Origin of the sequence: Bacillus tequilensis (genome assembly GCF_012225885.1) — a bacterium.
Taxonomy (GTDB): domain Bacteria; phylum Bacillota; class Bacilli; order Bacillales; family Bacillaceae; genus Bacillus; species Bacillus tequilensis.
Genome location: NZ_CP048852.1, coordinates 865,009 through 887,357, shown reverse-complemented (window position 1 = coordinate 887,357; position 22,349 = coordinate 865,009). Strand labels below are relative to the sequence as shown.

Here is a 22,349-nt window from a genome sequence, read left to right as displayed (position 1 = left end):
TTAAAGAGTGTTAGAAAGTTCTTTATCATCAATGTGTCATAACTTAGCCAGTTATGATAAATCTAAGCAATAAAAAAATGATCTACTTCAGTAGATCATTAATGTGATTAGTTATAATGACAAAACGCAAACACCAATTTCAACTTATCATGTAAGTAAAATTGGTGCCGAGGGCCGGACTTGAACCGGCACGGTAGTCACCTACCGCAGGATTTTAAGTCCTGTGTGTCTGCCAATTCCACCACCCCGGCAATAAGAAGGCGACACCCGGATTCGAACCGGGGATAAAGGTTTTGCAGACCTCTGCCTTACCACTTGGCTATGCCGCCATAATTGGAGCGGAAGACGGGATTCGAACCCGCGACCCCCACCTTGGCAAGGTGGTGTTCTACCACTGAACTACTTCCGCATCTTAAGGAACTTAATACATAATATGCAGTTAATATAAAAAATGAGACTGGGCTAGCTGGATTCGAACCAACGCATGACGGAGTCAAAGTCCGTTGCCTTACCGCTTGGCTATAGCCCAATGATAATATGGGGCGATTGATGGGAATCGAACCCACGAGTGCCAGAGCCACAATCTGGTGCGTTAACCACTTCGCCACAACCGCCATAATCTCAAGATGTCATAAATTTGGCAGGGGCAGTAGGAATCGAACCCACACCGGAGGTTTTGGAGACCTCTGTTCTACCGTTAAACTATGCCCCTATAAATGGTGGAGGGGGGCAGATTCGAACTGCCGAACCCTGAGGGAGCGGATTTACAGTCCGCCGCGTTTAGCCACTTCGCTACCCCTCCACAATGTTTTTTGAAAAACAGTGCCGGCAAGAGGACTTGAACCCCCAACCTACTGATTACAAGTCAGTTGCTCTACCAATTGAGCTACACCGGCATAAATGGTGGCTCGGGACGGAATCGAACCGCCGACACACGGATTTTCAGTCCGTTGCTCTACCAACTGAGCTACCGAGCCTTATTATTTAAATGGCGGTCCGGACGGGACTCGAACCCGCGACCTCCTGCGTGACAGGCAGGCATTCTAACCAACTGAACTACCGGACCATTTGTATATGTTTTTTTGGTTGCACCCTTCGGGCACTCCTTATTTCATAGATATAATTTGGTTGCGGGGGCAGGATTTGAACCTGCGACCTTCGGGTTATGAGCCCGACGAGCTACCGAACTGCTCCACCCCGCGATGATAATGGTGGAGGATGACGGGCTCGAACCGCCGACCCTCTGCTTGTAAGGCAGATGCTCTCCCAGCTGAGCTAATCCTCCATCATATAATGACCCGTACGGGATTCGAACCCGTGTTACCGCCGTGAAAGGGCGGTGTCTTAACCGCTTGACCAACGGGCCCAGACTTTTAATTGTAATTATGTATAAGTATCAGTGGCGGAGAGCAAGGGATTCGAACCCTTGAGACGGAGTTGACCGCCTACACGATTTCCAATCGTGCTCCTTCGACCACTCGGACAGCTCTCCAATAATGGCTCCGCAGGTAGGATTCGAACCTACGACCGATCGGTTAACAGCCGATAGCTCTACCACTGAGCTACTGCGGAATGAAGTCTGCCTGGCGATGTCCTACTCTCACAGGGGGAAACCCCCGACTACCATCGGCGCTGAAGAGCTTAACTTCCGTGTTCGGTATGGGAACGGGTGTGACCTCTTCGCCATCATCACCAGACAAATTCAGTGACATTTAACATTATACTATGTATCCTTGAGAAAATCAAGTGTTTTTCGAAAAAAACTTATTCTCTCAAAACTAGATAACAGGTGTGACATCATTCAACATGTGGTTAAGTCCTCGATCGATTAGTATCTGTCAGCTCCATGTGTCGCCACACTTCCACCTCAGACCTATCAACCTGATCATCTTTCAGGGATCTTACTTCCTTGCGGAATGGGAAATCTCATCTTGAGGGGGGCTTCATGCTTAGATGCTTTCAGCACTTATCCCGTCCGCACATAGCTACCCAGCGATGCCCTTGGCAGAACAACTGGTACACCAGCGGTGCGTCCATCCCGGTCCTCTCGTACTAAGGACAGCTCCTCTCAAATTTCCTGCGCCCGCGACGGATAGGGACCGAACTGTCTCACGACGTTCTGAACCCAGCTCGCGTACCGCTTTAATGGGCGAACAGCCCAACCCTTGGGACCGACTACAGCCCCAGGATGCGATGAGCCGACATCGAGGTGCCAAACCTCCCCGTCGATGTGGACTCTTGGGGGAGATAAGCCTGTTATCCCCGGGGTAGCTTTTATCCGTTGAGCGATGGCCCTTCCATGCGGAACCACCGGATCACTAAGCCCGACTTTCGTCCCTGCTCGACTTGTAGGTCTCGCAGTCAAGCTCCCTTGTGCCTTTACACTCTGCGAATGATTTCCAACCATTCTGAGGGAACCTTTGGGCGCCTCCGTTACCTTTTAGGAGGCGACCGCCCCAGTCAAACTGCCCACCTGACACTGTCTCCCCGCCCGATAAGGGCGGCGGGTTAGAAGGTCAATACAGCCAGGGTAGTATCCCACCGATGCCTCCACCGAAGCTGGCGCTCCGGTTTCCAAGGCTCCTACCTATCCTGTACAAGCTGTACCAACATTCAATATCAGGCTGCAGTAAAGCTCCACGGGGTCTTTCCGTCCTGTCGCGGGTAACCTGCATCTTCACAGGTACTATAATTTCACCGAGTCTCTCGTTGAGACAGTGCCCAGATCGTTGCGCCTTTCGTGCGGGTCGGAACTTACCCGACAAGGAATTTCGCTACCTTAGGACCGTTATAGTTACGGCCGCCGTTTACTGGGGCTTCAATTCGCACCTTCGCTTACGCTAAGCGCTCCTCTTAACCTTCCAGCACCGGGCAGGCGTCAGCCCCTATACTTCGCCTTGCGGCTTCGCAGAGACCTGTGTTTTTGCTAAACAGTCGCCTGGGCCTATTCACTGCGGCTCTCTCGGGCTTGCACCCTAACAGAGCACCCCTTCTCCCGAAGTTACGGGGTCATTTTGCCGAGTTCCTTAACGAGAGTTCTCTCGATCACCTTAGGATTCTCTCCTCGCCTACCTGTGTCGGTTTGCGGTACGGGCACCTCTCACCTCGCTAGAGGCTTTTCTTGGCAGTGTGGAATCAGGAACTTCGCTACTATATTTCGCTCGCCATCACAGCTCAGCCTTATGGGAAACGGATTTGCCTATTTCCCAGCCTAACTGCTTGGACGCGGATATCCAATACCGCGCTTACCCTATCCTCCTGCGTCCCCCCATTGCTCAAATGGTGAGGAGGTGGTACAGGAATATCAACCTGTTGTCCATCGCCTACGCCTTTCGGCCTCGGCTTAGGTCCCGACTAACCCTGAGCGGACGAGCCTTCCTCAGGAAACCTTAGGCATTCGGTGGAGGGGATTCTCACCCCTCTTTCGCTACTCATACCGGCATTCTCACTTCTAAGCGCTCCACCAGTCCTTCCGGTCTGGCTTCACAGCCCTTAGAACGCTCTCCTACCACTGTTCGAAGAACAGTCCGCAGCTTCGGTGATACGTTTAGCCCCGGTACATTTTCGGCGCAGAGTCACTCGACCAGTGAGCTATTACGCACTCTTTAAATGGTGGCTGCTTCTAAGCCAACATCCTGGTTGTCTAAGCAACTCCACATCCTTTTCCACTTAACGTATACTTTGGGACCTTAGCTGGCGGTCTGGGCTGTTTCCCTTTCGACTACGGATCTTATCACTCGCAGTCTGACTCCCAAGGATAAGTCATTGGCATTCGGAGTTTGACTGAATTCGGTAACCCGGTAGGGGCCCCTAGTCCAATCAGTGCTCTACCTCCAAGACTCTTACCTTGAGGCTAGCCCTAAAGCTATTTCGGAGAGAACCAGCTATCTCCAGGTTCGATTGGCATTTCACCCCTACCCACACCTCATCCCCGCACTTTTCAACGTGCGTGGGTTCGGGCCTCCATTCAGTGTTACCTGAACTTCACCCTGGACATGGGTAGATCACCTGGTTTCGGGTCTACGACCACGTACTCATGCGCCCTATTCAGACTCGCTTTCGCTGCGGCTCCGCATCTTCTGCTTAACCTTGCACGGGATCGTAACTCGCCGGTTCATTCTACAAAAGGCACGCCATCACCCATTAACGGGCTCTGACTACTTGTAGGCACACGGTTTCAGGATCTCTTTCACTCCCCTTCCGGGGTGCTTTTCACCTTTCCCTCACGGTACTGGTTCACTATCGGTCACTAGGGAGTATTTAGCCTTGGGAGATGGTCCTCCCGGATTCCGACGGAATTTCACGTGTTCCGCCGTACTCAGGATCCACTCAGGAGAGAACGAAGTTTTGACTACAGGGCTGTTACCTTCTATGGCGGGCCTTTCCAGACCTCTTCATCTACCTCGTTCTTTTGTAACTCCGTACAGAGTGTCCTACAACCCCAAGAGGCAAGCCTCTTGGTTTGGGCTGATCCCGTTTCGCTCGCCGCTACTCAGGGAATCGCATTTGCTTTCTCTTCCTCCGGGTACTTAGATGTTTCAGTTCCCCGGGTCTGCCTTCTCATATCCTATGTATTCAGATATGGATACCACTCCATTACGAGTGGTGGGTTTCCCCATTCGGAAATCTCCGGATCAAAGCTTGCTTACAGCTCCCCGAAGCATATCGGTGTTCGTCCCGTCCTTCATCGGCTCCTAGTGCCAAGGCATCCACCGTGCGCCCTTTCTAACTTAACCGTTAAAAAGAATCACTATGTGATATCTTGTCTTACTAATTGAATGTGATGTCTACTGTTATCTAGTTTTCAAAGAACACGTTTCGAAGGAATGATCCTTCAAAACTAAACAAGACAGGGAACGTTCTGTTTATAAGACCCAAGGTCTTATATTCCGTATATATCCTTAGAAAGGAGGTGATCCAGCCGCACCTTCCGATACGGCTACCTTGTTACGACTTCACCCCAATCATCTGTCCCACCTTCGGCGGCTGGCTCCTAAAAGGTTACCTCACCGACTTCGGGTGTTACAAACTCTCGTGGTGTGACGGGCGGTGTGTACAAGGCCCGGGAACGTATTCACCGCGGCATGCTGATCCGCGATTACTAGCGATTCCAGCTTCACGCAGTCGAGTTGCAGACTGCGATCCGAACTGAGAACAGATTTGTGGGATTGGCTTAACCTCGCGGTTTCGCTGCCCTTTGTTCTGTCCATTGTAGCACGTGTGTAGCCCAGGTCATAAGGGGCATGATGATTTGACGTCATCCCCACCTTCCTCCGGTTTGTCACCGGCAGTCACCTTAGAGTGCCCAACTGAATGCTGGCAACTAAGATCAAGGGTTGCGCTCGTTGCGGGACTTAACCCAACATCTCACGACACGAGCTGACGACAACCATGCACCACCTGTCACTCTGCCCCCGAAGGGGACGTCCTATCTCTAGGATTGTCAGAGGATGTCAAGACCTGGTAAGGTTCTTCGCGTTGCTTCGAATTAAACCACATGCTCCACCGCTTGTGCGGGCCCCCGTCAATTCCTTTGAGTTTCAGTCTTGCGACCGTACTCCCCAGGCGGAGTGCTTAATGCGTTAGCTGCAGCACTAAGGGGCGGAAACCCCCTAACACTTAGCACTCATCGTTTACGGCGTGGACTACCAGGGTATCTAATCCTGTTCGCTCCCCACGCTTTCGCTCCTCAGCGTCAGTTACAGACCAGAGAGTCGCCTTCGCCACTGGTGTTCCTCCACATCTCTACGCATTTCACCGCTACACGTGGAATTCCACTCTCCTCTTCTGCACTCAAGTTCCCCAGTTTCCAATGACCCTCCCCGGTTGAGCCGGGGGCTTTCACATCAGACTTAAGAAACCGCCTGCGAGCCCTTTACGCCCAATAATTCCGGACAACGCTTGCCACCTACGTATTACCGCGGCTGCTGGCACGTAGTTAGCCGTGGCTTTCTGGTTAGGTACCGTCAAGGTACCGCCCTATTCGAACGGTACTTGTTCTTCCCTAACAACAGAGCTTTACGATCCGAAAACCTTCATCACTCACGCGGCGTTGCTCCGTCAGACTTTCGTCCATTGCGGAAGATTCCCTACTGCTGCCTCCCGTAGGAGTCTGGGCCGTGTCTCAGTCCCAGTGTGGCCGATCACCCTCTCAGGTCGGCTACGCATCGTCGCCTTGGTGAGCCATTACCTCACCAACTAGCTAATGCGCCGCGGGTCCATCTGTAAGTGGTAGCCGAAGCCACCTTTTATGTTTGAACCATGCGGTTCAAACAACCATCCGGTATTAGCCCCGGTTTCCCGGAGTTATCCCAGTCTTACAGGCAGGTTACCCACGTGTTACTCACCCGTCCGCCGCTAACATCAGGGAGCAAGCTCCCATCTGTCCGCTCGACTTGCATGTATTAGGCACGCCGCCAGCGTTCGTCCTGAGCCAGGATCAAACTCTCCGATAAAGTAGTTTGACTGACTACGCACATCGCTGTGCGATTTGTTTAAAAATGAATTAACAGGTACGTTTTGTCTTGTTTAGTTTTCAAAGATCATTTCCGCTTCTTGTTGAAGCGACTTTATTAATATAACATTTTAACTTTCTTTTGTCAAATGTTTTTTCGATTATATCTCCGCCGCTGTGAGCTTGTTTTTTCAGAAGCGCATCAGCGACGTTTAATAATATATCACGGTCAAGAATCAGAGTCAACATCTTTTTTAAAAGAATATCCGCGGTGATAGACAGCCTGCCCTTTCGTTTCTATCTGACAAACGTCAATCATTCCCTTGTCCGTCAGGTAATCAAGCATAACACCAAGATCTTGGGTAAAGTGTTTTAGATCAGGATGCTGAAGAAGCTCACCGAATTGCCAAATGTCTTTTTCCTTCATTACTGCGAAAAGGTGGGCGGAACCGATCTCGGCTTTGGAATGGATGAGAAAATCATTTGCTAAGAATAATAATTCGAGTCTTTTTTCTAGGCTCTCGTGACTTTCAATCAGCTCTGAATATAATTTGTACACTTGCGGCTCTATCTGACGCACTTGGCTCCATACTGTTGTTTCCGGATGGAATCCTCTGTCAATCACTTCAATACGCGCTAAATGATGCAGCGCATGAACAACGGCGTTGTAAGCATCTAAAAATTGATTGGCTTCAAAAAAAGCTTTTCCTTCTACATATCTTCTGATTAATTTGCCGTATTCGAGTCCGATCTTCAGTTTGCGTTCAGCAAACGGAAATGTATTCAGCCTGTCACTCAGTTCTACTATGTATTCGTTACGGTCAAATAAAACTCTACCATTTATAATCCAATCTATGATTCTTCTATTCGTACCAAGCAAAATCCATTCTTGAATCTGAGAATCTGTTACCACATGTAATGAAGCTGTTTTTTGATCAAGTTCATAATGCTTTATAAAAACAGGCTCGTCAGCCTCTTTTACAATCACCAGCAAAGCAGCATCAAAGTTGTCTGTTAAGGAAGATGTTTTGTTTCTTCTCTCAATGATAATGACAGCCAATGTATTGGGATGACTTGCTCTTTCTTGGTAAATTGGACGGAGAAGATTATCCATCACCATTCCTCCAATGCAATTGTTCAAATTTTTTTATTCTCTATTTGATTCAATTCTATGATGAAAACGAAATTCCTTTTTTCTAAACACATTGAACTATTATAAACAATTTCTCAATAAGTCTCCATATGTAAATTCCATTCCAGTAGAAAACATGAAGAAAATCCCATCAGGTTTGTGCTATAGTTAGATCAAAGGGGGATGGACATGGCGAAATACTCCAGCAAAATTAATAAAATCAGAACATTCGCATTAAGTTTGGTTTTCGTTGGGTTTATCATTATGTACATCGGGATTTTTTTCAAAGAGTCAGTGTTGCTTTCTAGTTTGTTTATGATACTTGGGCTTCTATCCATTGGTCTCAGCACGGTTGTTTACTTTTGGATCGGGATGCTTTCGACCAAAGCGGTTCGCGTCATATGTCCGGGCTGTGAAAAAGAGACAAAGATTTTAGGAAGAGTCGATATGTGCATGCATTGCAGAGAGCCGCTCACTTTAGATAAAGGATTAGAAGGAAAAGAATTTGATGAGTCTTATAATAAAAAGAAAATATCCAGATAAAATAAGCTGACCGTTTCGTGCGGTCAGCTTATTTTTAATGGTTTTCTTTTTTCGAACACTCTTGACAGGCGCCGTAAATTTCTAAGCGGTGGTGGCTTACTTTAAAGCCTGTGACGTGGGCAGCCAGCTGCTCCACTTCGTCAAGACCCGGGTAGTGGAAGTCCACAATTTTACCGCAGTTTTCACAAATCGCGTGATAGTGATCGGATGTGACAAAATCGAATCTGCTGGAAGCATCGCCGTATGTGAGCTCTTTTACCAAACCGGATTCCCGGAACACACGCAAATTGTTATATACCGTCGCTACGCTCATGTTAGGAAATTTTCCTTCCAGAGCTTTATATATATCGTCCGCTGTTGGATGAGCCATAGAGTTAACGAGATATTCCAGAATCGCATGACGTTGAGGAGTGATGCGAACTCCGGTTTCCTTCAACGTTTCTAAGGCTTCTTTTAGTTCATGTGCAGCCATCCGTCATGCACCTCTCTTCTAAAAAAAATTCTTACATTGTAATGTTTATAATTAGTGTAACTCTTTCTACGATAATTTGTCAATTCATATCAGGGTAAAAGTAAGCATATCGTATGAGGCCGATAGACGAATTTACTTTTCAGACATATCTTTGAGAGTTTGGAGAGCTTCTGCTACATGGTCCTTCACTTTTACCTTTCTCCATTCTTTAATGAGCCGTCCTTCTTTATCGATTAAAAAAGTGGAGCGCTCAATCCCCATATACTCTTTTCCGAAGTTTTTCTTCAGCTTCCAGACGCCAAACGCCTCGGCCAGCTTGTGTTCATCATCAACAAGAAGCAGAAAAGGAAGGTTATGCTTCTCTTTAAATTTCCCGTGTTTTTCCTGGCTGTCCGGGCTGACGCCGATAATCACGGCATCCAGTTCAGCGAAGCTTTCGTGGCTGTCCCGAAAATCACATGCTTCCGTTGTGCATCCCGGCGTCATGTCTTTTGGATAAAAGTAAAGCACGATATACTTTCCTTTATAATCCGATAACGTTACTGTTTCCCCATGATCACCTTTTAACTCAAGGTCAGGCGCTTTTTGTCCGATTTCTATTGTCATTGCTTTACCTCCGGATGTTTTTTATTAAGCGTATCCAATTTTTGTCCAGATTACAACCATGCCCCCTGCATCTCAAGCCTGAATTCATTGTTCTTGTCCGGAAGCATGCTACAATAGAAAGGACGCATGGAGATATAGGAGGTTTTTATTCTTGCATACAAAATCAATTGAACTTCACAATGAGGCATTAAAGCACATTGTCGGCGGTGTAAACAGCCCGTCTAGATCATATAAAGCCGTCGGCGGCGGTTCACCCGTTGCAATGGAAAAAGCAAACGGCGCTTATTTTTGGGATGTGGACGACAATAAATACATCGATTATTTAGCGGCGTACGGTCCGATCATTACCGGACATGCCCACCCGCATATTACAGAAGCAATTAAAAAAGCAGCAGAGAACGGTGTATTGTATGGAACACCGACGAAACATGAAGTTACATTTGCAAAAATGCTCAAAGAAGCCATTCCCGCTATGGATAAAGTAAGATTCGTCAATTCGGGAACAGAAGCTGTTATGACGACCATCCGCGTGGCTCGCGCATATACAGGCCGAACAAAAATCATCAAATTTGCAGGCTGTTATCACGGGCATTCAGACCTTGTGCTTGTGGCTGCCGGCTCCGGCCCGTCTACTCTCGGCACGCCAGACTCAGCCGGTGTACCGAAAAGCATTGCAAACGAAGTGATCACAGTTCCATTTAATGATATCGAAAGCTATAAAGCGGCTCTTGATAAATGGGGCAGTGAAATCGCGGCAGTTCTCGTTGAGCCGATTGTCGGCAACTTTGGAATTGTTGAACCGAAGGAAGGCTTCTTAGAAAAAGTAAATGAATTGACTCACGATGCAGGCGCGCTTGTTATTTACGATGAAGTCATTACGGCTTTCCGCTTTATGTATGGCGGCGCGCAGGATCTGCTGCAGGTGAAACCGGATTTAACCGCTCTCGGAAAAATTATCGGCGGCGGACTTCCGATTGGCGCTTATGGCGGCAAAAAAGAAATCATGGAGCAGGTAGCTCCGCTGGGACCGGCTTACCAGGCTGGAACAATGGCAGGGAATCCCGCTTCCATCCTCTCAGGCATCGCTTGTCTGGAAGTACTTAAAGAGGAAGGCGTATATGAAAAGCTCGACCATCTCGGCGCAATGCTGGAGGAGGGCATTTTACAGCACGCAAAAACACACGGAATCACGATTACCGTTAACCGCTTAAAAGGTGCACTTACGGTTTACTTCTCTGATGAGAAAATCGAAAATTATGAGCAGGCTGAACGGAGTGACGGAGAAACATTCGCTGCGTTTTTCAAACTGATGCTGGAACGCGGCATTAATTTAGCGCCTTCTAAATATGAGGCGTGGTTTATTACAACCGCCCATACAGAGCAGGATATTAAAGACACGCTTGCAGCGGTCGAGGATGCTTTTAAACATCTAAAAAACTAGAATCAGACACCTTTGACAGGAGCAGCGGGCTCCTGTTTTTTATTAGTTCGTACATCGTGTAAGATTTTGGTCTTTTTCTTGAAAAATAGCTTGAATATTTGTAACGATCCCTGTATATTACTTAATTGTTTAGCAAATAAACTGACCGGGAATTTTAAGGATTAGCCATTTGCTATGTTACACAATTTACTATAGAAAGGAATGCACGCACAAACCAATGAAACTTGGTGCCCGCATTTTCAAAACCGGGATTGCGATTACACTTGCTCTTTATTTGGCTTCGTGGATCGGGCTTCCCGCGCCGATTTTCGCTGGAATTGCAGCGATATTTGCGATTCAGCCGTCGATTTACCGCTCTTTTCTCATTATTATTGACCAGGTTCAGGCAAATATTATCGGTGCTGTGATTGCCACAGTATTCGGCCTTATTTTCGGACCCAGCCCGATTATGATCGGGTTGACAGCAGTTATTGTCATTACAATCATGCTGAAACTTAAAATTGAACATACCATTTCGATTGCTCTTGTCACAGTAATTGCGATTTTAGAATCCGCCGGTGACGACTTTTTAATGTTCGCGCTGGTCAGAACAAGCACAGTCATATTAGGGGTGCTTTCTTCCTTTATTGTCAACCTTGTGTTTTTGCCTCCTAAGTACGAAACAAAGCTGATCCATAATACGGTCGAAAACACAGAAGAAATTATGAAGTGGATCAGGCTGTCCATGCGGCAGTCAACAGAGCATTCGATTTTGAAAGAGGATATTGAAAAACTGAAAGAAAAAATGATCAAGCTTGATCAGACTTATCTTCTTTATAAAGAAGAAAGAAGCTACTTTAAGAAAACGACTTATGTAAAATCAAGAAAGCTTGTCCTGTTCAGACAGGCCATCATCACCGCAAACCGAGCGCTTGATACATTGAAGAAGCTGCATCGCCTGGAAAACGACATCTATCATATGCCGGAAGAATTCCAGGAAACACTGACTGAAGAGCTTGATTACCTGCTTTACTGGCATGAACTGATTTTGATGCGGTTTGTCGGCAAAATCAAGCCGCATGATGATACAGATGAAGAAGGCATTCAATATAAGCAGCTTTTAACAAAGTCATTCTTAAAGAATCAGCAGAACACGGATGATGAACTGATTGATTACAACATGCTCAATATTATGGCAAGCGCTGTAGAATATCGCGAGCAGCTTGAACATTTGGAAACCCTCATCACAAGTTTTCAAACGTATCATCCGAAAGATTGCGAAATAGAAATAGAAGAGTAACTCGGTTAATCAGCCGGGTTTTTTCTATACAAAAAAATCTTATATCCTTCGTTAAAAGGATATAAGATTGATGTTTTAGTTCAAATTTTGAATGGTAAATAAGTGCTTATACTGACTGTCGTAGTCCATGAGGTCATCATGGGTTCCGATTTCGATGATTGTGCCGTTTTCCATGACAACAATCTTATCCGCATGTGTGATCGTTGATAAACGGTGGGCGACAACAAACGTTGTTCTGTCCTTCGCCAGTTTGTCCATCGCTTCTTGAATATAGTGCTCACTTTCCAGATCAAGAGCTGATGTCGCTTCATCTAAAATGAGGAGCGGCGGATTTTTCAAAAATACCCGCGCGATTGAAATCCGCTGCTTTTGTCCGCCTGACAGCTTAACGCCTCTTTCTCCCACCCGGGTGTCATACCCTTCAGGAAAACTCATGATAAATTCATGTGCATTGGCAGCTTTCGCGGCTTCGATAATGTCGTCAAGAGAGGCATCAGGTTTGCCGATTGCGATATTTTCCCGAATCGTCTCACTGAATAAAAAGGTATCCTGAAGCACCATGCCAACCTGGTTGCGAAGACTCCTCGCTTCATAATCGCGAATGTCTGTCCCGTCAATCAGCAGTCTTCCGCTTGTCACATCATAAAATCTCGGAATCAGGCTGACAAGTGTTGATTTGCCTCCTCCGCTCATGCCGACAAGCGCTACGGTTTCTCCTCTGTTTACTTTTAAAGAGACATCATGGAGAATGTTTTCTTTTTCCTTTTCATATTGAAATGAAACGTTTTGAAATTCCACTTCTCCGCGGATCTGTTCGGCCTTAATGGCATTTGGTTTATCAGTGAGTTCATAAGGCTCATCGATAAATTCAAACACCCTGTCCATTGATGCGATTGACTGTGTCAATGTTGTAGAGGAATTAATCAGCCTTCTAACAGGGTTGTACATTCTGTCAATATATCCGACAAACGCAACCATTGTTCCGACTGTCAGCGGCCCATTAATGACAAAATAGCCGGCGCACGCAATCACGATGAGCGGCGCCAAATCTGTAATCGTATTAACGACTGCAAAGGTTTTGGCATTCCAATTCGTATGGCGGATCGCTTTATCTAGAAAATGGCCGTTTTTCTCGTTAAAATGAGCCTGTTCATGATCTTCTATCGCAAAGCTTCTGATGACCGGCATGCCTTGAATCCGCTCGTGCAAATGCCCCTGCACTTGAGCAAGCGCCTGTGAGCGCTCCCTAGTCAGCTTTCTTAATCGGCCGTAAAAATATTTCACTGATATGCCGTATAACGGGAATAAAACGATCGAGATCAGCGTTAATTTCACGTCCAGTGTCAGCATGATAGAGATTACAATCAAAATCGTCAGCATATCGAGCCATATATTCATCAGACCTGTGATGACAAAATCCTTTGTTTGTTCCACATCATTGATCACTCGGGAAATGACTTCCCCTGTTCTCGTATTCGCATAAAATCGAAGGCTCAGTTTCTGTATATGGTCAAACAGCTTAGCTCTTATATCATAGAGCACCTTGCTGGCTGTCCACTGGGCAAAATATTGCCGATAATATTCAACAGGCGGGCGCAAAATTAAAAATAAGGCGAACATGATCGCCATAATGGTGAACAGTGAAGTTGTTTTGTCACTGGCCGTGCCGCCTCCTTGAATAATGTCGTCAACTACGTGCTTCAGAAGCAATGGGAGAGCAAGCGGAATGGAGAATTTTACAATCCCGATTAATACTGTAACGAAAATTTGCTTCTTATAAGGTTTGACGAATTGCATGTAGCGTTTCATAACCCCCACGCTGATTCCCCCTCTCTCTTTATCATGATGTGTGTGAGCCCATGTGAAAAACCTGTTGGCCCCGCAACAGGTTTTCACATAACCATTATTTTGTATAGTGCAAATACCGTTCATACCACATATCGACAAACTCGGGTGCAAACGGTCCCTTGCGCTGATGAATCCAATGAAGCAGCGTGTTTAAATAGTCTCTTAAAATACTGTCGATTTCTTTTGGGTAATTCATCGCTTTCCGATGATCATCATATTCGTCTTCATCGAGAATATTGTAGGTCATGTCAGGAAAAACCTTAACATCTAAGTCATAATCAATATATTTAATTGCTTCGCCATCATAGGCAAACGGAGAACTGATGTTGCAATAGTAATGAACCCCGTCTTCTCTCAGCATGCCGATGACATTAAACCATTGTCTTGCGTGAAAATAACAGATTGCGGGCTCTCTGGTTATCCATGTCCGGCCGTCTGATTCGGTTACCATCGTCCGGTCATTAGCTCCGATGACGCACATTTCTGTACTTTTTAAGATTGTTGTCTCATTCCAAATTCTATGAATTAGCCCATTGTGCTTATAGCTGTGAATTTGAATGGTTTCTCCTTCCTTGGGATAGCCCATATTTCTCCCCTACTTTCTATAAAGCCCTGCAGTTAGTATGTCCAAATTTGCTTACCGACAACGTCTTTTACCTATTATAACGTTACAAATTGAAAAATGAAAATAAAAGAGCCATTCCGGCCGGGGAATGGCACATTCCTGCTCTACACAAAGGAAGACGGCTTTTCTGAGCTGCGATAAGAACGAATCACCTGCTCTGTCTGCTTTTGAAACATATCCTGTATATCGGCAAGATGTTTCCGTTTTACCGCAATTTCATCCTGAATACCGCGCAGCCTTGCATCCCTTTCCAAATGCCGGAGTTCTGCTTCAATTTGTTTACAGCGATCGAGCTCTGATTGAAGCTCGAGAAGCTTGTCCATCGTTTTCATCTGTTCACTTACCAGCTTTTCAAATTCCGTCATTGGTTCCTCCTTCAGCCTTGTGTAAGTATAAACGATTCCTCCTTTAATCATTTCGATTCCAATGAAGCAAACCCTTTGACTCATTATGTAGACCTTCCACAAGTTTTGTCGTTTTCAAACAGAAAAAAGCACTTTCACCCGAGGATGAAGTGCTTTTTTCTGTTTCAGTGATTAGCTGTTTTGTTGTTTGTTTTGTTCAGCAGATTGGTTTTGCTGTCTTACCTGCTGAGCGTTCGTTTCACTAGCGAATTCAGTGCCGAATTGACCTTGTTGGCCGGCAGCTGATTGCTGGTTTTGTTTTCTGACTTGCTGAGCGTTTGTTTCGCTAGCAAATTCAGTGCCGAATTGACCTTGTTGGCCGGCAGCTGATTGTTGGTTTTGTTTTCTGACTTGTTGTGCGTTTGTGTTGCTGAAATTATTTGAGTTAGCCATTGTTATCACCTCCACGGTCTTTAGAATGTGCAGGTGATCGTATGGCTATTCCTCTTTTTTAAAAAATTTTCAAACGAGCAGTGAGCGTCCGCCGTCGACGATAATTGTCTGTCCGCGGATCATGTCAGCCTTGGAAGACACTAGAAATTCAACAGTGTCAATCATGTCTTTAATTTCGACCATGCGTCCCGCCGGCGTGTTTTGACGCGCATCCTCAAGCAGATCCTCTCTGTTCGGGAAATGTTTGAGGGCATCTGTATCAATCGCTCCGCCTGATACGGCGTTGACGATAATATGTTTTGGCGAAAGCTCAACCGCAAGATAACGGGTTAAAGCTTCTAATGCCGCTTTTGATACGCCAACTGTCGTGTAGTTTTCAAGGTAGCGGATCGAACCTAATGAACTGATGCTGACAATATGCCCGCCTCCGTTCTTTTCCATTAGCTTGGCCGCTTCCTGAGCACAGAATAGCAACGCTTTCGCATTAATGTTCATCGTCCAGTCCCAGTGTGTTTCTTCTAGTTCCATGACAGGTCTCAGAACGCCAGACGCCGCATTATTGACAAAAACATCAAGTCTGCCGAACGTTTCATCAATTTGCTGAAACATTTCTTTGATTTTTGCCGGCTGGCCCACGTTTGCTTTTACGACAAGCACTTTGACGCCAAGCTTTTCGATTTCTTCCGCTGTTTCCAAAGCTGCTTTTTTGCTGCGCGCATAGTTAATAACAATGTTATAGCCGTTTTCAGCAAGTCTGATCGCGGCAGCTTTTCCGACACCGCGGCTGCTTCCTGTTACGAGAGCGCATTTATTTTGTTCCATTTTTCCTCATCTCCTTGTAGCGTATAGTTCTTATATTTCCACAAACAATAATGGCAAGAACTTAAAAGGGGGTTTTCTGTTATGTATGTCGGACGTGATATGAGCGAATTAAACATGGTTCCCAAAGAAGATTGGAAGAACAGTGAACTCGCCTATTTTCATCATGCCTTTCAGCAAATTATGCCTTATTTGAACGAAGAAGGCCAATCAAAATACCGGGAATTAACGCAAGAAATTGAAGCGCGCGGCGGAATGAAGCGCAATGAAGCGGACTACAGCCACGGCACGCGCGTCTCCTACGATTAAGAGTGTTTACGGAGCAGCCGGATATGCGGCTGCTTCCACTGCCATCTTCCAGATTTTTTGATGTGATACCGGGAACGCAAATTGTTCGAGCTCTTCTTTCGTCACTCTTTTCAGGTCTTTGGCATCCGACACTTGTTTTACTTTACCGAAAAACACAGAAATATTCCATACCAGGTGGGTAAAAACGTGCTCAACAACACCTTGCAGATCACTGATGTCGGCTTGTATCCCATATTCGTTTTCTAAAAATGCAGTGAGCTGTTCACGCTCGGTTTTGATCCCTTTTTGTGTTTCAAGATTAGGGAATTCCCACAGGTTGGCGAGCAAACCTTTTGACGGCCGTTTGTGTATATACACTTGTCCGTCTTCATCAGTCAGTACGATCGCGGCCATTGTTTTAATCCCCGGCTTTTTCTTTTTGCTTTTTACCGGAAGCTCCCTTTCAGTGCCTTCTTCAAATGCCGAGCAATGCTGCTGAACTGGGCATAGCAGGCATGACGGTGATTTTGGCGTACAGATCAAGGCTCCAAGCTCCATCAGACCCTGATTAAATTCAGAGGGTTTTTCTTTGGAAATAAAAGCTCGTATGGCGTCTTCAAAGATCGTTCTCGTTTTTGGTTTGGCGATATCATCCCAAATGGAAAGAATTCTGGACATGACACGCATCACATTTCCGTCAACTGCGGGAATCGGTTTATTATAGGCGATGCTGAGCACCGCTCCCTTTGTATAAGGGCCGACTCCTTTTAAACCGCCAAACTGTTTCTCGTCTGGAGGAACAATCCCTCCGTATTCCTGTTTCACTTCTTTTACAGCGCTTTGCAGGTTTCTGACTCGCGAATAATAGCCGAGCCCTTCCCATGCTTTCAGCACTTTTTCTTCATCAGCATCAGCGAGCGCTTCCACTGTCGGGAATTGTTCCACAAACCGCAGAAAGTAAGGGATCACTGTCTCTACTCTCGTTTGCTGCAGCATCACTTCCGATACCCACACTTTATACGGATCCTGGTTCTCTCTCCACGGCAGAACGCGCTGCTCTCGTTCGAACCATGAGATTAAATCCTCGCGAAATTGCTGTATGTTTTTTTGTTTTAATTTGTCTTCAAGTACGTTCATATGTGTTTCTCCCCAGTCTTTTGCGCCCTGCTTTTCTTTAGACTGTTTTTTGTTGTACACTAAGGGCACAGTACGATAATATGTTACATTAAATAGAAGTAAAGAAAAAGCGGAAACATATGAGAACGATTGAATCGGTTTAAAAATTGGGTATATGAAAACGGGGAATATCTTACAAAAGTGAATGTGCAGGACACAACCCTGCAAGGAGGTCAAGTATGGATACGGGCACACATGTCGTGATGGGCATCGCACTTGGCGGCATTGCAACACTGGACCCTGTTGTCGGATCAGATCCGGCAATGGCTCACGCTATTATGATCGCCACGCTTGCGGGCTCTCAGGCTCCGGATATTGATACTGTGTTAAAGCTTAAAAATAATGCTGTTTATATAAGAAATCACAGAGGATTCACCCATTCCATTCCCGCCGTTTTGTTTTGGTCTGTCATCATTCCGTCAATTCTGTTTTTATTTTACCCGCAGGCCAATTTTCTGCATCTGTGGCTATGGACACTGCTGGCAGTCGTGCTGCATGTCTTTGTTGATATCTTTAACGCATACGGAACACAAGCCATACGGCCGTTTTCGAAAAAATGGGTCGCTCTCGGTCTGATCAATACGTTTGATCCGTTTATTTTTATCAGCCATCTGGCGGCTATCGCGATTTGGTATGCGGGCGGCAATCCCGGCATCACATTTCTCAGCTTATATATCATATTGGCAGGCTATTATTTGGTACGCCTGATCATGCAGCTGAGAATCAAACGGAAGCTTCATGAGATGATTCATGATGAGATCGAAAGCATTATCATTTCTCCAACGATGAAATTCCGGCAGTGGAGGATCGCCGTGACGACAGCACATGCTTTCTATGTAGGAAGAAGCATGGAAGGCCATGTAGTCATTCTCGATACATTTAATCGGGTGCCTGTTCCTGAAACTGACGTGATGCATGCAGCAAAGCAGGATGATAACATCGCGGCGTTTCTGTCATTTTCTCCGGTGTACCGGTGGGAAGTGGATACGTTTAAAGATCATTACGAGGTGAGATTCATTGACCTGCGTTATCGGAGCAAAGGCCATTATCCGTTTGTCGCCATCGTTCATATCGGCCATGATCTCACGATTCGGTCGTCTTATACAGGATGGATATTCAGCGAAGAAAAGCTTCAGAAAAAATTAAAGCTCGGCTCTGTTTAGAGCCGGGCTTTTTTTCGTCTTATATATAAAACAGCAAGCAGCAGACTGACGAGAGATATGAGTGCCGATATTTTAAAGTATGGCGGATAGTAGACCAGTTCAATGTGATTGTCTCCCTTTTGCGCCTTAAAGCCTATGAAAGCATAGTCCGCTTTTTCGATCGTCTGTGTTTTTCCGTTGATCTTCAGCTCCCAGCCTTTTTCATAAGGGATTGGAAGCATGATGTACTTGTCTTTTGAAAGATGATAGGAAAATGTCAGCTTATTTTTATCCCATTTCAGATTGTCTGCTTTATCTGTTTTGTTGCGCTGCACTGCGCTTTTCAGCGTTTTGTAGTTTTCTTCATAAAGCGCTATGTTTTTCAGCTCATACGTTCCTTTCGGAAGCTTGATTGAGATATCGTCTGATTTAGGCACTCTGACCGTTATATCATTTACTCCGGTTTTATAAATCGATTTGTTCGATTTCCTCGTTGTGACATAATCATTAACCTTTAACGTAAATCCTTTATCTTTTGCTTTGCTTTTCAAATAAAAGCTGACATAGTAGTCTCCCGGAGCGGATGAGGCATGTTTCGGGGTGATGATCAGTTCTCCTCCGTTTTCTCCAGTCACAGTGAGCAGTCCGTTTTGATAATCGGCATGCTTTGCGGTGATGTCCGACTCGGCCATGAGATTGGCCAGTTTTGGCGCCTGCTCCGTTTTCCCCGTTGCATCTGCTAATACAATTCCTTTTAGCATTGCCTGTTCTTTCGCAACAGCGGGCAATTTGTCCAGCTCGCTTTCGCTGTATACGGCCTCGGCTGTTTTGACGAAAGGAAGCATGTATTGATTTTTGTAAACTGCATAATGCTCCGATTCTACATCCTTTTTGAAGCCGTATGGCACGTTGGCTTCGTTTGTTTTTTCCGTCATGTAATATTTGCCGTAAAGCAGGCTGTATACATTCGCCCTGTCTCCCAATGACGCATAACGGCTGACGCTTTCCCTCCCCATATCGATATTCAGATCATTCCAATAGAAGGTCAGCAAATGCTGGTTTAAGATGCTGGAATATACGCTGAATCCATTAAATCCGTAAATGATTGGCGTATTATTGAAGACTCCGTTCATCCAGTCAATTCTCATGAGCGGATCATCGTCTTTCTTCTGTAAACGCCTGATGAGCTCAGAAGATTCTTGCCCTTTGTATTCCTCACCCGTGAGATATGCTTTTGTTACACTGTCCAGATCGCCTCCTTCTGAGAGCGCGTATTTTTGATAAATATTGGCGACAAACAGCGAAGAAAGAATGATCACACCGTACACAGCCGCTTTTGCCCGTTTTTTCGTGAAGGCTGCAGCAAATAGGGCGGCGATTGTCAGGAATAAGAGCAATAAGATGCTTTCATTCGCAGGCTTCCATATATCCAGCTCATACCTTTGGATATGATACAAGTAAAGAAGCAGGACAACAGCTATGGCCGGGAGCAGTTCTTTCCATTTCAGTTCAGACAGCTGTGACAGGCCCGCCGCAGCTGCTCCCGCAATGGTAAAGGCCAGAACATATTCAAACCGGTTTTGCGGAGCGGAAAAGCCGTTAAATGCGCTGGCCGCATACGGGCTGAAATGAAAAAGAATAAACAGCAGGCTCAATCCGGCAAAGAGACGAAACACGCGGTTTTTGTAAAAAGAAACAATAAACAAAAACAGCAGAAAGGCGGCCGGGACAATGATGATCCGGCTTGAAAATAAGATATTATCATCGAAATTCAGCCACTCTATTTTCTGGCTGTACGGGGGGCGCAGGTTGTTTAAATAACCGTATACCACTGGCACAAACGCCGCCGCACTGATTCCGAAAGAAATGATCCCTGACACCAAAAACATTCTGAGTTGGATCCATCTCTTCTCTTCATGCTTTTCCAGTCGAATCAGCCATCTGAACAGCACGTAGAGCCCAATGAATATGAGGTTTATATATGCAAAGTAAAAATTGTTGATTAACGTCAGCGAACACGCGACGATAAACCATGCCGGACGCCGCTCTCTCATGATTTTTTCCGCTCCGAGCACAAGCAGCGGAAGCCAAATCATTGTATCGGTAAAGAATTCCCAATACGCTTCGTGGCGGAAATAAATGATCGAGGCACCGTATAATACGGCTCCCGTAAACGACGCCGCTCTGTTCTTAAGAAGATAGTGAAAAACAGAAGCGGCAGTAAAAATGATCAGACTCAGTTTAAAAATACTGATAAAAACAGCTGACTCCGCCCAAAAAAGCGCATCCGCTTCTCCGATCAGCTGAATGGCTTGAAGCAGCCAGACGGCGGCGGATACCGCAAGAAAAAGAAAGGAGGCAGAAAAATAATAGCCGAGCTGACTGTATGTACCGCCGCCGAGTCCGAATGAATAATTGTAGAAAAAATTACCGTGTGTATATTGATCAAATAATAATTTTTTAAAGACGATCATTTGCGCAAGCCCGTCACCAGGACCTGTCATATATCTGCCGTCCGCCCACTCTTTCACAAAAAAAACGTGTGCCAGAACGGATACCAACAGACTGGCCGCATAGATCATGACATATTTTCTTTTCATATGAATTCTCCAGTCTTGCCTTTGAAATCGTAGACACGCAAAAAAAGCACTGCCAATGGCGCTTGGTGATTTCAGTGCATTTTTGTCAGACGCCGCATGTTTTCCAATTCGTTCGTTTCAGGCAGGTCTTTGTTCGGGATATTCGCTTCTTTAATCAAATAATGCGGGCGTTTTTTTGTTTCATAATAGATACGGCCAATATATTCGCCTATGATTCCGAGGCTTAACAGCTGTACTCCGCCGAGAAATAACACCGCCGAGATAATGGTGAAATATCCGGGCACAGAAATGCCGTTAGTCAGAATTTTAACGAATGTGGCAATGATATAAATGATGGAAAGCAGCAAGATGAAAATGCCTGTGTAAAAACATATTCTCAGCGGTTTATGATTAAATGAAACGACGCCGTCCATCCCGTAGTTAAACAGACTGCTGAACGACCATTTTGATGTGCCGTTTTTTCGTTCTACATTTTCATAAAATACAATTTTCTGATCGAAGCCGATCCAGCAAAACAAGCCTTTTGAGAAACGGTTGCCTTCACTCAGCTTCAAAAGAGCGTTGACAGCTTGCCGGCTTAACAGCCGAAAATCTCCGACACCGTCACGCAAATCAACCTCCACCGCTTTATTGATGAACTTGTAATACATAGATGACAGGAGTGAGCGGACAGGGCTGTCTCCTTTTCGGTTCCTTTGAGCAATGACTTGATCATAGCCTTCTTCGTAGCCTTTGATAAATTCCTTCAGCAAATAAGTCGGATGCTGCAGATCGGCGTCCATTACAATAACCGCCTCGCCTTGAACATGCTCAAAGCCCGCCAGAATCGCGGCTTCTTTTCCGAAGTTTCGAGAAAAAGATATGTATTTTACCCGGCTGTATTCGGCTGCCAAGTCTTTGATCTGCTGAAGCGTGTCATCAACACTTCCGTCATTTATGAAGAATATTTCATAGTCATAATGAATGCTTTTGAATTCCTTTATCAAAGATTCATGAATGAGTTTGACATTATACCCTTCATTGTAAGACGGGATAATAATCGAGATTAATCCTTGCTTCATTAAGGCACCTTCTTTTTATTATTCTTTTTTAAGTATTGCCTTAGGGGAGTTTTGCACAAATCTTCA

16 protein-coding genes, 15 tRNA genes and 3 rRNA genes are annotated in these 22,349 nt (G+C 45.6%); 5 read left to right on the top strand and 29 right to left on the bottom strand.

Annotated features, from left to right (window positions below):
* Positions 1-162 precede the first annotated feature (162 nt).
* From G4P54_RS04675 to G4P54_RS04585, 19 genes are all read right to left on the bottom strand, one after another.
* A tRNA-Leu gene (locus tag G4P54_RS04675) sits at positions 163-251 on the bottom strand.
* A 7-nt stretch (positions 252-258) separates the two neighbouring features.
* Positions 259-329, bottom strand: a tRNA-Cys gene (locus tag G4P54_RS04670).
* A gap of 5 nt (positions 330-334) precedes the next feature.
* Positions 335-409: transfer RNA gene (locus G4P54_RS04665), tRNA-Gly, on the bottom strand.
* 48 nt (positions 410-457) lie between these two features.
* Positions 458-529 (bottom strand) — tRNA-Gln (locus tag G4P54_RS04660).
* A gap of 9 nt (positions 530-538) precedes the next feature.
* A tRNA-His gene (locus G4P54_RS04655) sits at positions 539-614 on the bottom strand.
* 24 nt (positions 615-638) lie between these two features.
* A tRNA-Trp gene (locus G4P54_RS04650) sits at positions 639-712 on the bottom strand.
* Between the two features lie 5 nt (positions 713-717).
* Positions 718-802: transfer RNA gene (locus G4P54_RS04645), tRNA-Tyr, on the bottom strand.
* 21 nt (positions 803-823) lie between these two features.
* Positions 824-896, bottom strand: a tRNA-Thr gene (locus tag G4P54_RS04640).
* A 5-nt stretch (positions 897-901) separates the two neighbouring features.
* Positions 902-977 (bottom strand) — tRNA-Phe (locus G4P54_RS04635).
* Positions 978-989: 12 nt separating this feature from the next.
* Positions 990-1,066 (bottom strand) — tRNA-Asp (locus tag G4P54_RS04630).
* A 59-nt stretch (positions 1,067-1,125) separates the two neighbouring features.
* Positions 1,126-1,202, bottom strand: a tRNA-Met gene (locus tag G4P54_RS04625).
* A 7-nt stretch (positions 1,203-1,209) separates the two neighbouring features.
* Positions 1,210-1,285: transfer RNA gene (locus G4P54_RS04620), tRNA-Val, on the bottom strand.
* 9 nt (positions 1,286-1,294) lie between these two features.
* Positions 1,295-1,366 (bottom strand) — tRNA-Glu (locus G4P54_RS04615).
* Between the two features lie 34 nt (positions 1,367-1,400).
* Positions 1,401-1,492 (bottom strand) — tRNA-Ser (locus tag G4P54_RS04610).
* Positions 1,493-1,497: 5 nt separating this feature from the next.
* Positions 1,498-1,572: transfer RNA gene (locus G4P54_RS04605), tRNA-Asn, on the bottom strand.
* Positions 1,573-1,581: 9 nt separating this feature from the next.
* A 5S ribosomal RNA gene (gene rrf, locus G4P54_RS04600) occupies positions 1,582-1,697 on the bottom strand.
* Positions 1,698-1,808: 111 nt separating this feature from the next.
* A 23S ribosomal RNA gene (locus G4P54_RS04595) occupies positions 1,809-4,736 on the bottom strand.
* Positions 4,737-4,905: 169 nt separating this feature from the next.
* Positions 4,906-6,455 (bottom strand): 16S ribosomal RNA (locus G4P54_RS04590).
* Together the 16S, 23S and 5S rRNA genes with 15 tRNA genes alongside form the textbook arrangement of a ribosomal RNA operon.
* Positions 6,456-6,683: 228 nt before the next feature.
* Positions 6,684-7,568, bottom strand: coding sequence for a nucleotidyltransferase-like protein (locus G4P54_RS04585; RefSeq protein WP_167871929.1), 885 nt, complete (start codon positions 7,566-7,568; stop codon positions 6,684-6,686).
* Positions 7,569-7,775: 207 nt separating this feature from the next.
* On the opposite strand from G4P54_RS04585, the gene G4P54_RS04580 reads away from it, so the two are divergent.
* A complete protein-coding gene (locus G4P54_RS04580) occupies positions 7,776-8,129 on the top strand; it encodes a YgzB family protein (RefSeq protein ID WP_167871928.1) in 354 nt (117 codons plus the stop codon).
* Positions 8,130-8,163: 34 nt separating this feature from the next.
* Here the strand turns inward: G4P54_RS04580 and perR are convergent, their stop codons facing one another.
* Together perR and bcp are read right to left on the bottom strand one after the other, a co-directional pair.
* Positions 8,164-8,601: a peroxide-responsive transcriptional repressor PerR gene (gene perR, locus G4P54_RS04575; RefSeq protein WP_124073275.1), complete on the bottom strand. Its 438-nt coding sequence runs from the start codon at positions 8,599-8,601 to the stop codon at positions 8,164-8,166.
* A gap of 132 nt (positions 8,602-8,733) precedes the next feature.
* Positions 8,734-9,207, bottom strand: coding sequence for a thioredoxin-dependent thiol peroxidase (gene bcp / locus G4P54_RS04570; RefSeq protein WP_024715664.1), 474 nt, complete (start codon positions 9,205-9,207; stop codon positions 8,734-8,736).
* 151 nt (positions 9,208-9,358) lie between these two features.
* On the opposite strand from bcp, the gene G4P54_RS04565 reads away from it, so the two are divergent.
* A complete protein-coding gene (locus G4P54_RS04565; RefSeq protein ID WP_167871927.1) occupies positions 9,359-10,648 on the top strand; it encodes a glutamate-1-semialdehyde 2,1-aminomutase in 1,290 nt (429 codons plus the stop codon).
* Between the two features lie 217 nt (positions 10,649-10,865).
* Positions 10,866-11,927, top strand: a complete 1,062-nt coding sequence (locus tag G4P54_RS04560) for an aromatic acid exporter family protein (protein ID WP_024715666.1) — start codon at positions 10,866-10,868, stop codon at positions 11,925-11,927.
* A 75-nt stretch (positions 11,928-12,002) separates the two neighbouring features.
* Here the strand turns inward: G4P54_RS04560 and G4P54_RS04555 are convergent, their stop codons facing one another.
* From G4P54_RS04555 to fabL, 5 genes are all read right to left on the bottom strand, one after another.
* Positions 12,003-13,745 carry an ABC transporter ATP-binding protein gene (locus tag G4P54_RS04555; protein ID WP_024715667.1) on the bottom strand — a complete coding sequence of 581 codons (1,743 nt, stop codon included), beginning with the start codon at positions 13,743-13,745 and terminating at the stop codon, positions 12,003-12,005.
* Positions 13,746-13,830: 85 nt separating this feature from the next.
* On the bottom strand, positions 13,831-14,361 hold the full coding sequence (gene ntdP / locus G4P54_RS04550) for a nucleoside tri-diphosphate phosphatase (RefSeq protein WP_024715668.1): 531 nt from the start codon (positions 14,359-14,361) through the stop codon (positions 13,831-13,833).
* A 143-nt stretch (positions 14,362-14,504) separates the two neighbouring features.
* Positions 14,505-14,765 (bottom strand): YgaB family protein, encoded by a 261-nt coding sequence (locus G4P54_RS04545; RefSeq protein WP_024715669.1) that lies wholly within the window; start codon positions 14,763-14,765, stop codon positions 14,505-14,507.
* A 171-nt stretch (positions 14,766-14,936) separates the two neighbouring features.
* Positions 14,937-15,197, bottom strand: a complete 261-nt coding sequence (sspE, locus tag G4P54_RS04540; protein WP_024715670.1) for a gamma type acid-soluble spore protein SspE — start codon at positions 15,195-15,197, stop codon at positions 14,937-14,939.
* 69 nt (positions 15,198-15,266) lie between these two features.
* Positions 15,267-16,019 carry an enoyl-[acyl-carrier-protein] reductase FabL gene (gene fabL / locus G4P54_RS04535; protein WP_024715671.1) on the bottom strand — a complete coding sequence of 251 codons (753 nt, stop codon included), beginning with the start codon at positions 16,017-16,019 and terminating at the stop codon, positions 15,267-15,269.
* Between the two features lie 81 nt (positions 16,020-16,100).
* Here fabL and G4P54_RS04530 point away from each other — a divergent pair, with 81 nt between their 5' ends.
* Positions 16,101-16,325 (top strand): mother cell protein YfhS, encoded by a 225-nt coding sequence (locus G4P54_RS04530; RefSeq protein WP_167871926.1) that lies wholly within the window; start codon positions 16,101-16,103, stop codon positions 16,323-16,325.
* A 6-nt stretch (positions 16,326-16,331) separates the two neighbouring features.
* Here G4P54_RS04530 and mutY read toward each other — a convergent pair whose 3' ends face one another.
* Positions 16,332-17,441, bottom strand: coding sequence for an A/G-specific adenine glycosylase (gene mutY, locus G4P54_RS04525; RefSeq protein ID WP_167871925.1), 1,110 nt, complete (start codon positions 17,439-17,441; stop codon positions 16,332-16,334).
* 218 nt (positions 17,442-17,659) lie between these two features.
* On the opposite strand from mutY, the gene G4P54_RS04520 reads away from it, so the two are divergent.
* Positions 17,660-18,643, top strand: a complete 984-nt coding sequence (locus G4P54_RS04520) for a metal-dependent hydrolase (protein ID WP_167871924.1) — start codon at positions 17,660-17,662, stop codon at positions 18,641-18,643.
* On the opposite strand, the gene G4P54_RS04515 is transcribed toward G4P54_RS04520, so the two are convergent.
* Positions 18,640-21,222, bottom strand: coding sequence for a YfhO family protein (locus G4P54_RS04515; RefSeq protein ID WP_167871923.1), 2,583 nt, complete (start codon positions 21,220-21,222; stop codon positions 18,640-18,642). The genes G4P54_RS04520 and G4P54_RS04515 overlap by 4 nt on opposite strands.
* A 71-nt stretch (positions 21,223-21,293) precedes the next feature.
* A complete protein-coding gene (locus G4P54_RS04510; protein ID WP_167871922.1) occupies positions 21,294-22,283 on the bottom strand; it encodes a glycosyltransferase family 2 protein in 990 nt (329 codons plus the stop codon).
* Positions 22,284-22,349: the final 66 nt, after the last annotated feature.